Annotated in this window: 16 protein-coding genes; 7 read left to right on the forward strand and 9 right to left on the reverse strand. The window is 68.6% G+C overall.

What is annotated here, in order from left to right:
- Positions 1-43: 43 nt before the first annotated feature.
- Both hutU and AC1DDO_RS06660 read right to left on the reverse strand, forming a co-directional pair.
- On the reverse strand, positions 44-1741 hold the full coding sequence (hutU, locus tag AC1DDO_RS06655; RefSeq protein ID WP_476866966.1) for a urocanate hydratase: 1698 nt from the start codon (positions 1739-1741) through the stop codon (positions 44-46).
- Positions 1742-2025: 284 nt separating this feature from the next.
- Complete coding sequence (locus AC1DDO_RS06660; RefSeq protein WP_476866965.1) at positions 2026-3030, reverse strand: IclR family transcriptional regulator; 1005 nt, start codon at positions 3028-3030, stop codon at positions 2026-2028.
- Positions 3031-3308: 278 nt separating this feature from the next.
- On the opposite strand from AC1DDO_RS06660, the gene AC1DDO_RS06665 reads away from it, so the two are divergent.
- Positions 3309-4226: an SDR family oxidoreductase gene (locus AC1DDO_RS06665; RefSeq protein ID WP_476866964.1), complete on the forward strand. Its 918-nt coding sequence runs from the start codon at positions 3309-3311 to the stop codon at positions 4224-4226.
- 68 nt (positions 4227-4294) lie between these two features.
- A complete protein-coding gene (locus AC1DDO_RS06670; RefSeq protein ID WP_441408154.1) occupies positions 4295-4735 on the forward strand; it encodes a protein-tyrosine phosphatase family protein in 441 nt (146 codons plus the stop codon).
- A 56-nt stretch (positions 4736-4791) separates the two neighbouring features.
- Here AC1DDO_RS06670 and AC1DDO_RS06675 read toward each other — a convergent pair whose 3' ends face one another.
- Positions 4792-5763: an NAD(P)-dependent alcohol dehydrogenase gene (locus AC1DDO_RS06675; protein WP_476866963.1), complete on the reverse strand. Its 972-nt coding sequence runs from the start codon at positions 5761-5763 to the stop codon at positions 4792-4794.
- 279 nt (positions 5764-6042) lie between these two features.
- On the opposite strand from AC1DDO_RS06675, the gene AC1DDO_RS06680 reads away from it, so the two are divergent.
- Both AC1DDO_RS06680 and AC1DDO_RS06685 read left to right on the forward strand, forming a co-directional pair.
- Positions 6043-7548, forward strand: coding sequence for an amino acid permease (locus AC1DDO_RS06680; RefSeq protein WP_476866962.1), 1506 nt, complete (start codon positions 6043-6045; stop codon positions 7546-7548).
- 112 nt (positions 7549-7660) lie between these two features.
- A complete protein-coding gene (locus AC1DDO_RS06685) occupies positions 7661-8296 on the forward strand; it encodes a LysE family translocator (protein WP_476866961.1) in 636 nt (211 codons plus the stop codon).
- A gap of 99 nt (positions 8297-8395) precedes the next feature.
- Here the strand turns inward: AC1DDO_RS06685 and AC1DDO_RS06690 are convergent, their stop codons facing one another.
- On the reverse strand, positions 8396-9145 hold the full coding sequence (locus tag AC1DDO_RS06690; RefSeq protein WP_476866960.1) for a 3-hydroxybutyrate dehydrogenase: 750 nt from the start codon (positions 9143-9145) through the stop codon (positions 8396-8398).
- A 112-nt stretch (positions 9146-9257) separates the two neighbouring features.
- Positions 9258-10640, reverse strand: a complete 1383-nt coding sequence (locus AC1DDO_RS06695; RefSeq protein WP_476866959.1) for an MFS transporter — start codon at positions 10638-10640, stop codon at positions 9258-9260.
- A gap of 131 nt (positions 10641-10771) precedes the next feature.
- Between AC1DDO_RS06695 and AC1DDO_RS06700 the strand changes: the two genes are divergently transcribed.
- Positions 10772-11713, forward strand: coding sequence for a LysR family transcriptional regulator (locus tag AC1DDO_RS06700; protein ID WP_476866958.1), 942 nt, complete (start codon positions 10772-10774; stop codon positions 11711-11713).
- 28 nt (positions 11714-11741) lie between these two features.
- Here the strand turns inward: AC1DDO_RS06700 and AC1DDO_RS06705 are convergent, their stop codons facing one another.
- Positions 11742-12683 (reverse strand): spermidine synthase, encoded by a 942-nt coding sequence (locus AC1DDO_RS06705; RefSeq protein ID WP_476866957.1) that lies wholly within the window; start codon positions 12681-12683, stop codon positions 11742-11744.
- Between the two features lie 231 nt (positions 12684-12914).
- Here AC1DDO_RS06705 and AC1DDO_RS06710 point away from each other — a divergent pair, with 231 nt between their 5' ends.
- Together AC1DDO_RS06710 and AC1DDO_RS06715 are read left to right on the forward strand one after the other, a co-directional pair.
- Complete coding sequence (locus AC1DDO_RS06710; RefSeq protein WP_476866956.1) at positions 12915-13973, forward strand: universal stress protein; 1059 nt, start codon at positions 12915-12917, stop codon at positions 13971-13973.
- Positions 13974-14026: 53 nt separating this feature from the next.
- Entirely contained in the window at positions 14027-15034 is a 1008-nt protein-coding gene (locus AC1DDO_RS06715) for a zinc-dependent alcohol dehydrogenase family protein (protein ID WP_476866955.1), read from the forward strand.
- 154 nt (positions 15035-15188) lie between these two features.
- On the opposite strand, the gene AC1DDO_RS06720 is transcribed toward AC1DDO_RS06715, so the two are convergent.
- The 3 genes from AC1DDO_RS06720 to AC1DDO_RS06730 all read right to left on the reverse strand — a co-directional run bounded on the left by AC1DDO_RS06720 (position 15189) and on the right by AC1DDO_RS06730 (position 16677).
- Entirely contained in the window at positions 15189-15407 is a 219-nt protein-coding gene (locus AC1DDO_RS06720) for a three-helix bundle dimerization domain-containing protein (RefSeq protein WP_476866954.1), read from the reverse strand.
- 147 nt (positions 15408-15554) lie between these two features.
- Complete coding sequence (locus tag AC1DDO_RS06725) at positions 15555-16232, reverse strand: O-methyltransferase (RefSeq protein WP_476866953.1); 678 nt, start codon at positions 16230-16232, stop codon at positions 15555-15557.
- Between the two features lie 82 nt (positions 16233-16314).
- On the reverse strand, positions 16315-16677 hold the full coding sequence (locus tag AC1DDO_RS06730) for a thiamine-binding protein (RefSeq protein WP_476866952.1): 363 nt from the start codon (positions 16675-16677) through the stop codon (positions 16315-16317).
- Positions 16678-16762: the final 85 nt, after the last annotated feature.

Below are 16762 nucleotides of genomic sequence, written 5' to 3' on the forward strand. Positions count from 1 at the left end.
AAACGGCACTTACGGAGCAATCGACGAGGTTTCGCGGGCTTTGTTAGCGGGACTCGGACATGGGGATGCGGACGCCGCGTTCCTTGGCGACCTCGACGGCGCGGTCGTAGCCGGCGTCGACGTGGCGGATGACGCCCATGCCGGGGTCATTGGTGAGCAGGCGCTCCAGCTTTTCCGCGGCGAGGTCGGTGCCGTCGGCGACGGAGACCTGGCCTGCGTGGATGGAGCGGCCGATGCCGACGCCGCCGCCATGGTGGATGGAGACCCAGGTGGCGCCGGAGGCGGTGTTGAGCAGGGCGTTCAGCAGCGGCCAGTCGGCGATCGCGTCGGAGCCGTCGGCCATGGCCTCGGTTTCGCGGTACGGGGAGGCGACGGAGCCGGAGTCGAGGTGGTCGCGGCCGATGACGATGGGCGCCTTGACCTTGCCTTCTTTGACGAGCTGGTTGAACAGCAGGCCGGCCTTGGCGCGTTCGCCGTAGCCCAGCCAGCAGATGCGGGCGGGCAGGCCTTCAAACTCGACCCGTTCCTGCGCCGCGTCGATCCAGCGGTGCAGGTGCTTGTTCTCGGGGAAGAGTTCCTTGATGGCCGCATCCGTGACGGCGATGTCCTCGGGGTCACCGGAGAGGGCAACCCAGCGGAACGGCCCGAGTCCCTCGCAGAACAAGGGGCGGATGTAGGCCGGGACGAAGCCGGGGAACTCAAACGCACGGTTGTAGCCGCCAATGCGGGCCTCGTCGCGGATGGAGTTGCCGTAGTCGAAGACCTCGGCACCGGCGTCCTGGAACTCGACCATGGCCTGCACGTGCTTGGCCATGGAGGCCTGGGCCTTCTTGGTGAAGCCTTCCGGGTCCGCCGCGGCTTCGCGGTGCCATTCCTCGACAGTGATGCCCTCGGGGAGGTAGCTCAGGGGATCGTGGGCTGAGGTCTGGTCCGTGACGATGTCCACCGTGAGCTCGCCGGCGTTGTGGCGGCGCAGGATCTCGGGGAAGACTTCGGCGGCGTTGCCGACGTAGCCCACGGACCAGCCGCGGCGCTCTTCCTTGGCCGCCAGGACCTTGGCGATCGCGGTGTCGAGGTCGGTTTCGACCTCGTCGAGGTAGCGCTTGCCGGCGCGGCGGCGCAGGCGGGTCTCGTCGACGTCGACGATCAGGCAGGCGCCCTCGTTAAGGGTGACGGCGAGCGGCTGGGCGCCGCCCATGCCGCCACAGCCGCCGGTGAGGGTCAGGGTGCCGGCGAGCGTGCCGTTCTCGTCCCCGGTGAGCTTGCGGGCGATCGCGGCGAAGGTCTCGAAGGTGCCCTGCAGGATGCCCTGGGTGCCGATGTAGATCCAGGACCCGGCGGTCATCTGGCCGTACATCATCAGGCCCTCGGCCTCGAGCCGGCGGAATTCCGGCCAGTTCGCCCAGTCGCCGACGAGGTTGGAGTTGGCCAGCAGCACACGCGGGGCCCATTCGTTGGTGCGGAAGACGCCGACGGGCTTGCCGGACTGGACCAGGAGGGTCTCGTCCTTTTCCATGGTTTCCAGGGTGCGGGTGATGGCGTCGAACGCGGCCCAGGACCGGACGGCGCGGCCGGTGCCGCCGTAGACCACCAGGTCATCGGGGCGTTCGGCGACCTCGGGGTCGAGGTTGTTCATGAGCATGCGCAGCGGGGCTTCCGTCTGCCAGCTCTTGGCGGTGAGCTCGGTGCCGCGGGCAGCTTTGACCGGGCGGGCACCGGTGGTGAAATCGGCGGGTGCCATGAGGGTCTCCTTTGTTGCTGGATATGGTGCTGGATGGTGTCTGGATGGCTGGCGTCTGTGCCAGCTTGCTTCTGTGCCGGGTGTATCGGGAGGAATGAGGTTCTGTATCAACTAAAGCCCCTTCACGGCCTTGGAAACAGACCGATCGCAGGGGTGCTGTCCGGGATCCCAGACCCTCCCCCTCCCCCGTTCTCCCCCGTTGCGCTATCACTTCCGGTTGCTAAAACGGGCGAATGGGAGCTCTAAGTGATAGCGCAACCTGGGGTGGCGGTCAGAGGGTGGGGTCAGGAGGGGCGGCCGTGGATCCGGATCGAGAGCTCGTCGGCGACCTTCCGGACCCGGGCGGCCAGGACCGGCCACTGGTCCGCGGGCAGCTTCTCCTCCAGGAAGGTCACGGCGACGGCGGCCGTGGGCCACCCCACGTGGTCGGTCACGGCGGCGGCGATCGAGCCGAACCCGGGCGTCACCTCGCCATGCTCGGTGGCGTAGCCGCGCTGCCGCACCTGGTCCAGGTGGGAGGACAGGGCGGAGTACTTCATGATGGGCGACTCGGTCTCGTGCCGGGCCGAGAACGCTGCCGCGTTCGGGTACAGAGCCCGCACCTGGGACTTCGGCAGCGCGGCAAGAATCGCCCGGCCGCTCGCGGTGAGGTGGCTCGGCAGCCGGACCCCGACGTCGGTCACCAGGGACGGCCGGTTCTTGGCCCGCTCCTCCACGATGTAGAGCACGTCGCGGCCGTGCAGCACGGCCAGGTGGGCGCTTTCGCCAATCACATCCACAAGCGAGGCGAGCATTGGCCGGCCCAGCCGGGACAGAGGCTCCTGCCGGGAATAGGCCGAGCTGAGTTCGAAGGCGCTGATGCCCAGGCCGTAGCGCTGCTCCTCGTGCAGGTGCAGGACAAAGCCGTTCGCCTCCATCACGCCGAGCAGGTGGTAGACGCTGGAGCGCGGCAGCCCCAGTGCCGTGGCGATGTTCGACGCCGCCATCGGGCCGCGCTTGGAAGCCAGCAGCTTCAGGATGCGCAGGGTGTTTTCGGCGGCCGGCACCTTCGACGCCACCTTCGCCCCGGCGGTCCTGTGCACGGCTTTGGGCGCAGGCTTTTCGACGACGGCGGACTCAGCCGGCGCCTCAGGCGCCCCAAGCGCTTCGGGCCCAGCGGGGTGAACTGCGGGCTGAGCTGGCGCCTGAGCGGCGGGCTGAACTGGCGGCTGAACTGCGGGCTGGAAAACGGGCATTGCCGCGGGCTGTGTCGCTGCGGCGGTGCTCTCGGCGGTGCTGGTGGCTGGCATGGATCCTTCTTCAGGGTTCGGGCGGTGTCCGGTATCCCGTACTTAAGCATGCGCCCTACCGCGGTCCGCTGACAGTCCCGCACGGGATCCATTGTCTGGGATTCCGGACAAGCTCCTGTTGCCAGGGCAGGGGCCTTCTGCCTCTGGCGCCGCCCGGCTCTCGATGTTCGGATGGGCCAGGAGACGGGTCAAGGCAGTACCTTGGCAGTCCATTCGCTCCATCGCCGGACGGTCCGGAGGGATAGTCCGGAGGGATAGTCCGGAGGGAAGGGAAGTTCATGGATTCAGCGTTGTCGGGCAGGGTCGCGCTCGTCGCCGGGGCCACGCGCGGCGCGGGCCGCGGCACCGCCGTCGCCCTCGGCGAAGCGGGAGCGGTGGTGTACTGCACCGGCCGCACGACCTCCCGCCACCGCTCCGACTACAACCGGCCCGAGACGATCGAGGAAACGGCTGGCCTCGTCAGCGCCGCGGGCGGCAAGGGCATCGCCGTCGGGGTCGATCACCGCGAGGCAGCCCAGGTGGAAGCCCTCGTGCGCCGGATCGAGGCCGAGCAGGGCCGGCTGGACATCCTGGTGAACGACATCTGGGGCGGGGAGGACCTCATTGAATGGAACACTCCGCTCTGGGCCCACGATCTGAACGCCGGCTTGGAGATGCTCCACCTTGGCCTGGACACCCACCTCATAACGAGCCACTTCGCGCTTCCGCTCCTTGCCCGCGTGCCCGGCGGCCTCGTGGTGGAGATGACCGACGGCACGCGCGAATACAACGCGCGGCACTACCGGGTCTCCGTGTTCTACGACCTCGTCAAGTCCGCGGTGCTCCGCCTGGCGTTCAGCCAGGCCGAGGAACTGAAGTCCTCCGGGTGCACGGCACTGGCCCTCACGCCCGGCTGGATGCGCTCCGAAATGATGCTCGAACACTTTGGCGTCACCGAGGCGAACTGGCGGGAGGCGGCAGGCACGCAACCGCACTTTGCGGCGATCTCGGAAAGCCCGCTGTTTGTCGGGCGCGCGGTCGCGGCCCTCGCGGCGGACCCCAACGTGCAAGGCCGCGCGGGCGGCTCCTATTCCTCCGGGGCCCTGGCACGCGAGTACGGCTTCACCGACGCCGACGGCTCGCAGCCGGACTGCTGGCGATACCTCGTGGAAGTCCAGGAAGCCGGACTCGCCGCAGATGCCACCGGCTACCGCTGACTGCCGGCCAGAGTGCGGCAGGTGCGGCCCACGGACAACACAAGGCGGGAAAGACTACGATCTGGAACATGAAGCAGACGTGGGAAGCTTCCGCAGACGGCGTCATGAGCCTTCCCTCCGGCCGGCTCATCCGTGGCCGCGGCCTGCACGACCCGGTTCCGGCGGGGCCGTCGCCCGAGTTCGGCGTGTACCTGCTGGGCAAGAAGCCGCCGCCCGTGGGGTGGGAGTCCCGGTGGGTGCTCTGGCCGGACCTTCGTCTGCCGGCCGACCATCCGGATGCCCTTGAGGCGTTCCGGGAGGCCTGGCGCCGGGCCGAGGCCGAACGCGTCGAAGTGGCCTGCTGGCGGGGCATCGGCAGGACCGGCACTGCACTGGCCTGCATCGCCATCCTGGATGGTGTCCCTCCCGGCCAGGCGGTGTCCTACGTGCGCCGCCAGTACCGGCGCCGGACGGTGGAGACTCCGTGGCAGCGGCAGTACGTCGCCCGGTTCCGGGCGGGGACGCCGTAGCCGTCGCGGCCACCAAAATGACGGTCACACCCAACGACGGTCACACCCAAAGACGATCACACGGTAACGACGGCCTTCCCCCGCACCTTGCCCTCGCGCAGGTCCCGGATGGCCGCGGGTGCGTCCGCCAGGGCGTAGACCTTGCCGATGACCGGGGTCACGGCGCCCGCCTCGATGAGCCCGGTCAGGACCCGAAGGTCCTCTGCGCGCTCCGTGGACATGACGCCCAGCAGCCGCTGGCCGACACCCACGGACAGGGCTGCCGCGCCAAGCGAGCGTCCAATACCGCCAGCCAGGCGTCCGCCGCCTTCCCCGCCGACGATCGCGAGGGTTCCCTTCGGCTTGAGCGCCCGCCGGAGGACGCTGAGCGGGCGGTTGCCGGCCGTGTCGACAATCAGGTCGAATTGCCGGGCCCCGTCCGCGAAGTCGTCGTGCTTGTAGTCGATGACGTGGTCCGCGCCGATCGAGCGGACCAGGTCTGTTTTGGCGGTGCTGCACACCCCGGTCACCTGTGCCCCGAACGCCTTGGCGAGCTGCACGGCGTATGCCCCGACGCCGCCGGCCGCGCCGATGACCAGGACCTCCTGCCCGGCCCGGACCCTGCCGGAGTCGCGCAGCGCCTGGAGGGCCGTGACAGCGGAGATCGGGACGGCGGCGGCCTGCTCGAAGCTGAGGTTCTTCGGCTTCTGCGCGAGCCGGTCCTCCTTGGCGCACACGTACTCGGCAAACGATCCCTCGCAGGTGCCGTACACCTCGTCCCCCGCCCGAAAACCGACGACGTTCCGCCCCGTGGCCTCCACCAGGCCCGCCACGGCCCGTCCCCGGATGCGGGTCTTCGGCTTCCTCAGCCCGTAGCCCACCACGCGGGTCAAATACGGAAGGCCGGTCATGAGGTGCCAGACGCCCTGGTCCACGCCGGCGGCCCGGACCCGGATCAGCACGTCGTCATCGCCAGGGACGGGGACCTCGACGTCGCGCAGTTCCAGCACCTCAACGGAACCGTAGACATCCTGAACGATCGCTTTCATGGTGCTTCTCCTTCAAGGTCGGGTACCGGAGGACGTGGTCGAGCGGCGGCTTCAAGCTCTAAGGAAAACCTGACGCGGTGTCAAGAGGTTCGGCTCACTTCCGGTGGGGTCCGGCGACGACGGCGGCCGGCGCCGCCGGTGCCGGTGCCGTGCAGCGGGTGCCGTGGCACTGCACAGTCTGAAATCAAAGACACGAAGTCCTCGTGAGCCTCATCACAGCACGGCCGGACATGGTCTGCTGGATAGCGATCCCCCTCCCAATGACGAGAAGGTATTCGCATGCAACAAGCCCAAACCGCCACGAAGACGGCACCCGACGCAGCAGGCAACGGCAACGCCGGGGGCGCCGTCACCGCCGTCGGCGCCGCCGTCGACTCCGTACTCAGCCGGGGACTGAACGTCCGCCACATCCGCTTCATGGCGCTGGGCTCGGCGATCGGCACGGGGCTGTTCTACGGCTCCGCCTCCGCCATCCAGAAGGCCGGGCCCGCCGTCCTGCTTGCCTACATGATCGGTGGCGCCGCAGTTTTCATGGTGATGCGCGCCCTGGGTGAAATGGCGGTGCGGCATCCGGTGTCAGGCTCCTTCGGCCAGTACGCGAGCCGCTACCTGGGCCCGCTGGCCGGGTTCGTGACCGGCTGGACCTATGTCTTCGAGATGGCAATCGTGGCCATCGCGGATGTCACGGCATTCAGCATCTACATGGGGTTCTGGTTCCCCGGCGTGGAGCGCTGGGTCTGGATCCTGGCCATCATCTTCTTCCTGGCGGCCCTGAACCTGCTCAGCGTCAAGGTCTTTGGCGAACTCGAATTCTGGTTCTCCATCATCAAAGTGGCGGCCATCATCGCGATGATCGCGGGCGGCGCGGCGATCATCGTTTTCGGCTTCCAGGCCGGCGGCGCGACGGTGGCGCCCGGGCTGGGCAACCTCGTGGAGCACGGGGGCCTGTTCCCCAACGGGTTCGAAGGGCTCCTCGCCTCCTTCGCGGTGGTCATGTTCGCTTTTGGCGGCGTGGAAACCCTCGGCATCACCGCCGGTGAGGCCGCCGATCCCAAAAAGGTAATCCCCAAGGCCGTCAACACCGTGCCCGTGCGGGTCCTGCTGTTCTACGTCTTGACCCTCGGCGTGCTGATGAGCCTGTTCCCGTGGGACGAAATTGGCAGCAACGGCAGCCCGTTCGTGCAGATCTTCAGCGGCCTGGGCATCCCGGCCGCGCCCCACATCCTCAACGCCGTGGTGATCACAGCGGCGCTCTCGGCCGTCAACAGCGATATCTTCGGTGCCGGCAGGATCCTTTTCGGCCTGGCCCGGCAGGGCCACGCCCCGGCGAGCTTCGGCAAGGTTTCCCGCCACGGGGTGCCGTGGATGACCGTGGTGATGATGACGGGCATCCTGCTGGTGGGCGTGGTCCTGAACGCCGTGATCCCGGAGGATGTCTTCTTGCTGATCGCCTCGATCGCGACCTTCGCCACTGTGTGGGTCTGGGCCATGATCCTCGCCTCCCATGTCGCCATGAAACGCGAGATCGCCCGCAAGGGCCTCCCGGCGTCGGAGTTCCCCTCACCGTGGTGGCCGGCCGCTTCGGTGCTGACCATCGCGTTCATGGCCCTGGTGATCGTGATCCTTGGCGCCTTCGAGGACACGCGGGTGGCGCTGTATGTGGGCGCCGTGTGGCTGGGCGTCCTGGTGGTTGCCTACCGGCTCTGGGTCCGCGGCCACGGCCGGGTGCGGGCGGAACTCACCGACGAAACGGCCCAGCTGCCGCAGGTCCCCGCCGGGCGGTAGCACGGCCGCCCGGCACGCTGCCCGGCAGCCTGCCGGGCGGTCTGCCGGGCGGTCTGCCGGGAGATCCCCCGGCGCGCCTGCCGCGAGCGGCCCCGCGGGGTTAAGATCAGGCATGGTTCCAGTCGCCAACCTCCTGGCCTTTGCCCTTGCCGCCTTCGTCCTGATCGCCATCCCGGGGCCCAGCGTGCTGTTCGTGATCGGACGGACCCTTGCCCTGGGCCGCCGGGGCGGCCTGTTGAGCGTTGCGGGGAATGCGGCAGGCGAGCTGGTGCAGATCGCCGCGGTGGCCCTGGGCGTCGGGGTGGTGCTGGCCCAGTCCCTGCTGCTGTTCAGCGTGGTGAAATTCGCCGGCGCCGCCTACCTTGTCTACCTCGGAATCCAGGCAATCCGGCACCGTGGCAACGGGACGGCGGGGGCGTCCTCCGCCGGGCCGTCCTCGACCGCGCGGGTGCTGCGGGAGGGCTTCATTGTGGGTGCGACCAACCCCAAGTCGATTGTGTTCTTCGTGGCCGTGCTTCCGCAGTTTGTGGACTATTCCGCCGGCGCGATTCCTGTCCAGCTCGGAACCCTGGGCGTGGTCTTCCTGCTGATTGCCCTGGTGTCAGACAGTACCTGGTCCCTCGCAGCGGGAACGGCCCGGCACTGGTTCGCCCGCTCCCCGCGCCGGATCGCCGCACTCAGCACCACCGGCGGCGTGATGATGATCGGGCTGGGCAGCACTCTGGCCCTGGTGGGCAACAAGGACTAGCACCCTGATCCAGGAGCAGCACAACGCGGGGTCTTAGCACCCATCAATGCCCACCGAATGGGCACTAAGTGACCCCGTGCTGGTGTTGAGTGGCGGGGCCTACCGCGCGGACCAGCCGCCGTCCATCGTGTAGCTGGCGCCGGTGACCATGCCGGCGTCGTCCGAGGCCAGCCACGTCACCAGGGAGGCGACTTCCTCGGGTTCCACGAGCCGCTTGACCGCTGATTCGGTCAGCATGATCTTTGCCAGCACCTCGGACTCCGGGATGCCGTGCACCTTGGCCTGGTCGGCGATCTGCGCCTCCACCAGCGGGGTCCGGACGTAGCCGGGGTTGATGCAGTTGGATGTGACGCCGTGCGCCCCGCCTTCGAGGGCCGTTACCTTGCTCAGGCCCTCGAGTCCGTGCTTGGCGGAGACGTAGGCGCTCTTGAACGGTGAGGCCCGGAGCCCGTGCACAGAGGACAGGTTGATGACGCGGCCGAAGTTGTTGGCGTACATGTGGGGCAGCGCAGCCCGGATCAGCAGGAACGGCGCCTCGAGCATGAGGGTGATGATGCGGCGGAAGTCGGCAGGATCGAACTCCTCGATGGGGCTGATGCGCTGGATTCCGGCGTTGTTGACCAGGATGTCGCAGTCCAGGCTGAGCGATTCGAGGGACTCCACGTCCAGCAGGTTGACCGCCCAGGACGTGCCGCCGACATCGTCGGCGAGCGCGGCGGCGGCGGACTCGTCCATATCCGCGATCACCACCTTGGCCCCGCGCGCTGCCAGGGCGCGGACGCTGGCTGCGCCGATCCCGCCGGCTCCGCCGGTGACCAGGGCCTTGCGTCCGTTCAGCGTCTGTTCCATAACTCTGCCTTCCATATCAAAAATTCGATGAGGCGGCCGGCTCCAGCGTGGCTGGAGCCGGCCTAAAACTCAAGCAGCCCAGTGGCTCAGGCCGCTCAGCAACTCAAGCAGCTCAGCGCATGGCCGCTACGGGGAGGCCTTCGCGTTCGGCGTCGGCCCGGTCCACGTCCTCCAGTGCGATGCCCTTGGTTTCCTTCAGGCTCAGCACTGCCACGGTGGTGATGGCGCAGGCGACCACCAGGTAGATCGCGGTCGGCAGCCAGGAGCCGGTGTCCTTGAGCCACTGGGTGGCCAGGAGCGGCGCCAGCGAACCGGCGAAGATCGAGGTGACCTGCGAGCCAAGGGAGACTCCGGCGTAGCGCATCCGGGTTGGGAAGAGCTCCGACATGAGGGCCGGCTGGCCGGCATACATGAAGGCGTGCAGGCAGAGGCCGATGGTGACGGCCAGGACGATGATCACCGGGTTGCGGGTATCGAACATCGGGAAGGCGAAGAACGGCCACGTGGCACCGGCGATGGCACCGACGAGGTAGACCGGCTTCCGGCCCCAGCTGTCCACGAGCCGTCCCACCTGCGGGATGACCAGGAAGTGGATGACGTGGGCGATCAGCAGGGCGAGCAGGAGCGAGGAGGTGTCGTACTTGTGCACGCTCTTCAGGTAGACGATCGCGAAGCTGACCACGAGGTAGTACATGATGTTTTCCGCGAACCGGAGGCCCATGGCCTGCAGGATGCCCTTGGGGTATTTGCGGATGACTTCGCGGACGCCGTAGCTGACGGACTGCTCTTCTTCCATCTGGGCTTTGGCCTCGAGGAAGATGGGCGACTCCGAGACGTGGGTGCGGATGTAGTAGCCGACGAACACGATCACGGCGGAGAGCCAGAACGCCACGCGCCAGCCCCAGCTAAGGAAGTCGGCGGAGCTAAGCACGTTGGACATGATGAACAGGACCAGCGTGGCCAGCAGGTTGCCGACGGGTACGGCTGCCTGGGGCCAGCTGGACCAGAAGCCGCGGGACTTGTTGGGGCTGTGCTCGGCGACCAGCAGGACAGCGCCGCCCCATTCGCCGCCGAGGGCGAAGCCCTGGATGAAGCGCAGGAAGACCAGCAGTGCCGGCGCCAGGTAGCCGAGGGTGGCGAAGCCCGGGAGGCAGCCCATCAGGAAGGTGGAGACACCGATGATGATGATGGTGAGCTGCAGGGTGGGCTTGCGGCCGAGCTTGTCGCCGATCTGGCCGAAGACCACGCCGCCCAGCGGGCGGGCCACGAAACCGACGGCGTAGGTCAGGAATGCCTGGATGATGCCGTCCAGTTCGTTGCCGGTGGGGGGAAAGAAGTACTTGCCGAACACCAGGGTGGCGGCGGTGGCATAGAGGAAGAATTCGTACCACTCGACGACGGTTCCCACCATCGATGCTGCGACGATTTTCTTGAGCCCGGAACCCTTGGATGCGGGTGCGGCGGGCGATGTTGCAGAGCGTTCGTTTACGCTCATCTGATTCTCCTTAGTGTCCACGGTGACACGCGCTGTGACGCACAGCACTGAAATGGCTCCATTGAGTATTGCTGCACATTCGCGGCGATTCAATGGCCAAACCGGCACCAAGTATGTGCAGAATTGCAGATATGAACGCCAATCCTGATGACCTGCTGGTCCTGCTCGCCGTGTCCCGTTCGGCGAAATTTACGACGGCGGCCCAGACTCTCGGGCTTAACCACACCACCGTCTCGCGGCGGATTGCGGCGCTGGAGAAGGCCCTCGGCGGCCGGGTCCTCTCCCGCGCGTCCGGCGGGTGGGAGCTCACCGAGCTCGGTGCCGAGGCCGTACGGGTGGCCGAGCAGGTGGAGAGTGCCGTGCGCACCCTGGAGCAGCCCGGGCACACCCCGGATCCGATCACCGGCGTCGTCCGCATGACTGCAACGGATGGCTTCAGCGCCTATATTGCCGCACCGGCTGTGGCCCGGCTCCGCCGCGACCATCCGGGCCTCAGCGTCGAGATCATCACCGTGACGCGCCGGGCACTGCAGCAGCGTTCCGGCCTGGACATCGAAGTGGTGGTCGGGGAGCCGCAGGTGCACCGTGCGGAAGCCGCCCAGCTGGGCGAGTACATGCTGGGGATGTACGCCTCCCGCGGCTACCTGGCCGAGTACGGCACGCCTGCCACGGTGAAGGAACTGACGGAGCATTCCCTTGTGTATTTTGTCGACTCGATGCTGCAGGTGGACGATCTGGACGCCCCGCGGCGGCTGGTGCCGGCCATGCGGGACGGGCTGAGCTCCACCAACGTCTTTGTCCATGTGGAGGCCACCCGCGCCGGGGCCGGGATCGGGTTCCTGCCCTGCTTCGCCGCCGACCTGCATCCGGACCTCGTCCGGCTCCTGCCGGAGGAATTCGCGGAGCTGCTCCCCTATTGGATGGTGTTGCGGCCCGATTCGATGCGCCGGCCGGCAGTGGCGGCCCTCGTGCAGGCGCTGCGGGAGCAGACGGCGGCGCACCGCGACGCGCTGCTGGGACGGGGAGTGCCGCCGTCGGCTGGCGCATCGATTGATGCATCGATTGCTCCGTAGGCGCCCTTATGAGCCCGCAAAAGGGCCGTTACGGGGCAGTGGATGAGTCAGCCGTGGTGTCAGCCGCCGGCTCTTCCAGGATCAAGCGCTTCGGGTCGCGGCGGACGGTGGCGCCGGCCGCGAAGGCCCGAACCTTCCCGTCGTTCCAGATGTGGGCGGGAACCGCACCGCCGAGCAGGCGGCGCGCGAGGGCGGGATCGTCGTCGAACGGGTGGTCGCTGCCGGCCATGACCATGTTGCCGTAGCGCCGGCCCTTGAGCATGGCCGGATCAGCGATGATCACGGTGTGGGCAAAGGCGTCCGCGATCGTGGCGGCGTCTTCGCGGGCATTCTTGAGGTCCGGAGCGTCGCCGGAGTTCACCACATAGATTCCGCCCGGCGCCAGGACGCGCTTGGCGTGTTCGGCGAATTCCCGGGTGGTGAGCGGCCGCGGGGTTAGCGAGCCGGCGAAGACGTCGCGGATGATCAGGTCCCGGGTCTGCGGTGTCAGGCTCTCGGTGACTTCCCGGGCCTCTCCCACGCGCAGGCGCAGCAGCGGGGCCTTGGGCAGGTCAAACCAGCCCCGGACGTAGTCGGCAAGCTTGCCGTCCAGCTCCACCACGACCTGGCGGGCGTCCGGGTAGGCGGCGTGGAAATAGCGGGCCAGTGAGCATGCTCCGCCGCCCAGGTGCAGGGCGCGCAGCTTGGGCTTTGAATCGCGGGGCCAGCGCGACTCCACCAGCGCGGCCATCCAGCGCATGTACTCGAAGTCCAGGAACAACGGGTCCGCGAGGTCAATGTGGGAGCTCATGACGCCGTTGATGCGCAGGAGCCAGCCGGTGGAATTGTCCTGGTCCGGGATCAGCTCGCAGTCCCCGGTGTCGATGTAATACACCCCGGCCACGGGACCGGCCGGGCGGGAACCCTTGGGCACTTCCACCACACCAGGCTCGGCGGTCCCGGCGCCCCGCCCCCTGCCCCGCTTGGCCATCAGATATCCCCCGCATTGTGCATGATTCAACCCTAGTTCACCGGCAGGCCGGCCCCCGCGCCCGCTTCCCGGTCCCCGCCGCCGGTCGGAACGCCCCGCTCCCCTTTCGGGACCGCCGGACGAGGAGAATCCGCGGGACCAAAGCCCCTAGCCATTCCCGGGGAGCAGGGTTGTACTGGGCCTGCACGTGGTGCTGGGCCAACGGGTGCGTCCGCCGAGCCGGGAGGGAAAATGTCGGCACCCGCAGGGAAGCAGGGCGGCCTCGTGGCCGTCGGCTACGGCGGGTCCGAGGCCGCCCAGCTCGCCCTTGAGTGGGCCGCCGGCTACGCGGCCGCCGCCGGGCTTGACCTGTTGGTGGTCCACGCATGGGTGTGGCCGGTCTTCACCAAGAACCTGGGCCCCGTCAAGGGCGTGGCCGGCAGCGGGCTGCGGCACTCCGCGGAGGCCATCCTGGCCGAGGGCATCGAACTGGCCCGCGCCGCGGTTCTCGAGGCAGGCGGCGCCACGCGCCCCGGACAAGCGTCCGGCGTCGCGGATCCCGACACAAAGACCGGCGCAATTCCCGGGCAGGCGCTCCCGTCCGCAGGTCCTGAAGCAGCACGCGGCGACGCAGCGCCCCCTGACTCGGCCCCTAACGCCGCCGGCGTCTCGCCGCCCGTCGTCGAACCTGCCGTTCCCGCTCATGAGCAGGAACGCTGGGGACCCGACGTCAACGGCGTCATGGAAGCCGGACTCCCGGCGCCCGTTCTGCGCGATGCAGCCCGCGGCGCAACGCTGCTGGTGGTCGGCAGCCGGGGCCTTGGCATTGTCCTGGACCAGGTGGCCGGCTCGGTCTGTCTTGATCTGGCAGGCTCTGCGCCCTGCCCCGTGATGGTGGTCCGGCGTCGGCGCAGCCCCGGGCACCTCGTCGTGGTGGGAGTTGATGCGTCGCCCCGCAGCCCGGCCACCGTGGCCGAGGCTGTCCGGCTCGCTGACGTCCTCGGTGCACCGCTGCAGCTGGTCCACGTCGCTACGCAGCGGGGAGGGGCCCGGGAAGAACACGGCCGCCACGGCACGCTCCACGGCCAGGAGTTGCTGGACCACGCCGTCGACGAGGCCCGCGGACTGGGCTCCGGGATCGAGGTTTCGGGGGTCCTGCGCGAGGGCCATAGCGCCGCCCGGGAGCTGCTCGCCGCCGGGGCCTACTCCGATGTCCTGGTGCTCGGGACCCACAGCCCCCTTGCCGGGCCCGGCAACACCGTGTCCGGGGTGCTGCACAAAGCGGGCTTCAACGTGCTGGTGACCCGCTAGCCGCCGCGAACGAACGGATTCGAACTGCACGGGTTGCAGAGAAGGAGGCCGCGGTGCGAGCCTGGCAAGTTGGACTTCCGGGGCCGATGTCCAGCGGCCCCCTCGTGGCCGTCGAGCGCCCGGACCCCGTGCCGGGCCACGGCGAAGTCCTGCTGAAAGTGCGGGTCTGCGGTGTGTGCCGCACGGACTTGCACCTGGCCGAAGGCGACCTCGCGCCGCGGCATCCGGGGATCATCCCGGGCCACGAGGTTGTGGGCGAGGTGATCGGGAACGGCCCGGGGGCGGCCAGGTTCGGCCTCGGCGAACGCGTGGGGGTGGCCTGGCTGGGCGGTACATGCGGCGCGTGCCGGTTTTGTTTGCGCGGACAGGAGAACCTCTGCCTGTCCCCCACGTTTACCGGCTGGGACCGCGACGGCGGGTACGCCGAGCTCATTACGGTGGCCGAGAACTTCGCCTACCGGATTCCGGACGCGTTCAGCGACGAGGAGGCCGCGCCGCTCCTGTGCGCAGGCATCATCGGCTACCGTGCGCTGAGCCGGGCGGAGCTGCCGATCGGCGGCCGGCTGGGCATCTATGGTTTCGGTGGTTCCGCGCATCTGGCCGCCCAGATCGCCCTTTACCGCGGTGCACGGGTGTACGTCATGACCCGGTCCGAGGATGCGCGCAAGCTGGCACTCATCTTGGGCGCGACGTTCGCCGGCGGGGCCGAGGAGGAGCCGCCGGATCCGCTGGACGCCGCGATCCTCTTTGCCCCCGCAGGCGGGCTGGTGCCGGTTGCGCTCCGCGCCCTGGACCGCGGCGGGACGCTCGCCGTCGCGGGCATCCACCTGAGCGACATCCCGCCGCTGCACTACTCCGACGAGCTCTTCCAGGAGCGCCAGCTGCGCAGCGTGACGGCCAATACCAGGGCAGACGGCGAGGAGTTCTTTCGGATCGCCGCCGAGATCCCGCTCCGCCCCACCACCGTGGCGTACCCGTTCTCGGCCGCGGACCAGGCCCTGCTGGACCTCGCGGAGGACCGGATCACGGGTGCGGCCGTGCTGCGCATGGATCCGGAGTAGCCGTCGGTCTGCCTCGACGACCCCGCTCTAGGCCCCACGGCGCCCCTCGACCTGCCCCCGACGTCCACGACCCCGACGTCGAAATCGCCGGAGAGGTGCGGGCTCGCCGGAACGTTCCGGCGATGTGGCAGGTATCCGGCGAATTCGCGGCTGGTCAGTCGCTGGCGGCCCTAATCCCGAACTCGCTTTGGAGCCGCACGCGGGCTCCGCGCTCGGCCAGCGTGGGTATGAATGTCCTGATCCGGCCGGCGCTCAGGGCGTCGAATTCCTCGCCGACAACTCCGGCAATGTGTGGCCGCGGTACGTGCGGGAACCGGGCAGCCAGGCGGTCGACAACCTTATCAATGCTGGGCTCGTTCTCCGCGGCATCCATTCCTTCAGTGTGGAGCGGCCAGGTTCCAGCGTCAATGAATCCTCAGGCGGCAGGCAGGCAGGCGGCGGCAGGCGGCAGGATCCGGCGGACAGAAGGGAGGGCCCTAACAGGCCATCCTGTGCCCGCCAGCGGAGGGTCTCTTGCCTGCTAGAGGACCGTGGCGAGGGCGAATCCGTCCCAGCCTTTCGAGCCGACGGTCTGCATGACGGTGCCGTCCAGCCGCGGGTCGTCGCCGATCATCTGGAGTGCGCTGATGATCCCGGGAGCGTTCACCGGGTCCATCGACGCGTCCAGCACGGCACCTTCCCACACGACGTTGTCCACCACGATGGTGGTGCCGGGCCGGCCGAGCCGGATGGCCCAGTCCAGGTAGTGGGGGTTGTTTTCCTTATCGGCGTCGATGAACACGAAATCGAAGGGCGGTCCGGCCTCGCTTTCAAGCTCGTGCAGGGTGTCCAGCGCGGCGCCGACCCGGATGTCCACCTTGTGGCCCAGCCCGGCAGCGTCGACGTTGGCGCGTGCCACGCGGGCGTGCGCGGGGAGGTACTCGCAGGTGACCAGCCGGCCGTCGTCGGGCAGTCCCTGGGCCATCCAGATGGTGCTGAAGCCGGCCAATGTGCCGATTTCCAGCACGCGGCGGGCGCCGGAGAGCTGGACCAGCAGCTTCAGTAGTTTGCCGGCGTTGGGGGCCACTTCGATAGGCGGCATGCCCGCTTCGAGGGCGGTGGTCACGGCGCGCCTGAGCGCAGGGTCCGGGCGGACCACGACGTCGGAGAGGAAGTTCTCGACGGCGACCCAGCCGGGGGTGGACTGATGCTCGATCATGTCCCCCAGTGTTCCAGCCGCCCGGGCCCGGCGGTAGCCTCCGGGCGCGGTTTCCGTCCGGGTTTTGGGCGTGGACCGGGCCTTACGTGCCGGGCTGGGTTGAAACGTCCGGCACGGATCCGCCGCCCTGTCCGCCGATGGCGGTTTCAAGCCGCTCCACCTTGCCGGTCAGCTCGCCGCTGTAACCGGGCCGGATGTCCGCCTTGAGCACCAGCGAGACGCGGGAACCGTAGGCGCCCACCGCATCCGTGGCCCGTTTGACGACGTCCATGACCTCGTCCCACTCCCCCTCGATCTCGGTGAACATCGAACTCGTCCGGTTCGGCAGACCGGACTCCCGGACAATCCGCACAGCGGCTGCGACGGCGTCGTGGACCGACGCGTCGCCGGGCGCGAGCCCGTTGGCGGGGTCACCGGAGGGTGCTACGGAGAATGCGACCAGCATGTAGTGGTTCCCTTCACTCAGTCCGGACAGCGGGGCCGAAATTCCGGGCTGTCCCGCATCAGTCTTTCACGGGATTCCCCGGCGG

This window comes from Arthrobacter sp. 10N43 (assembly GCF_056394525.1).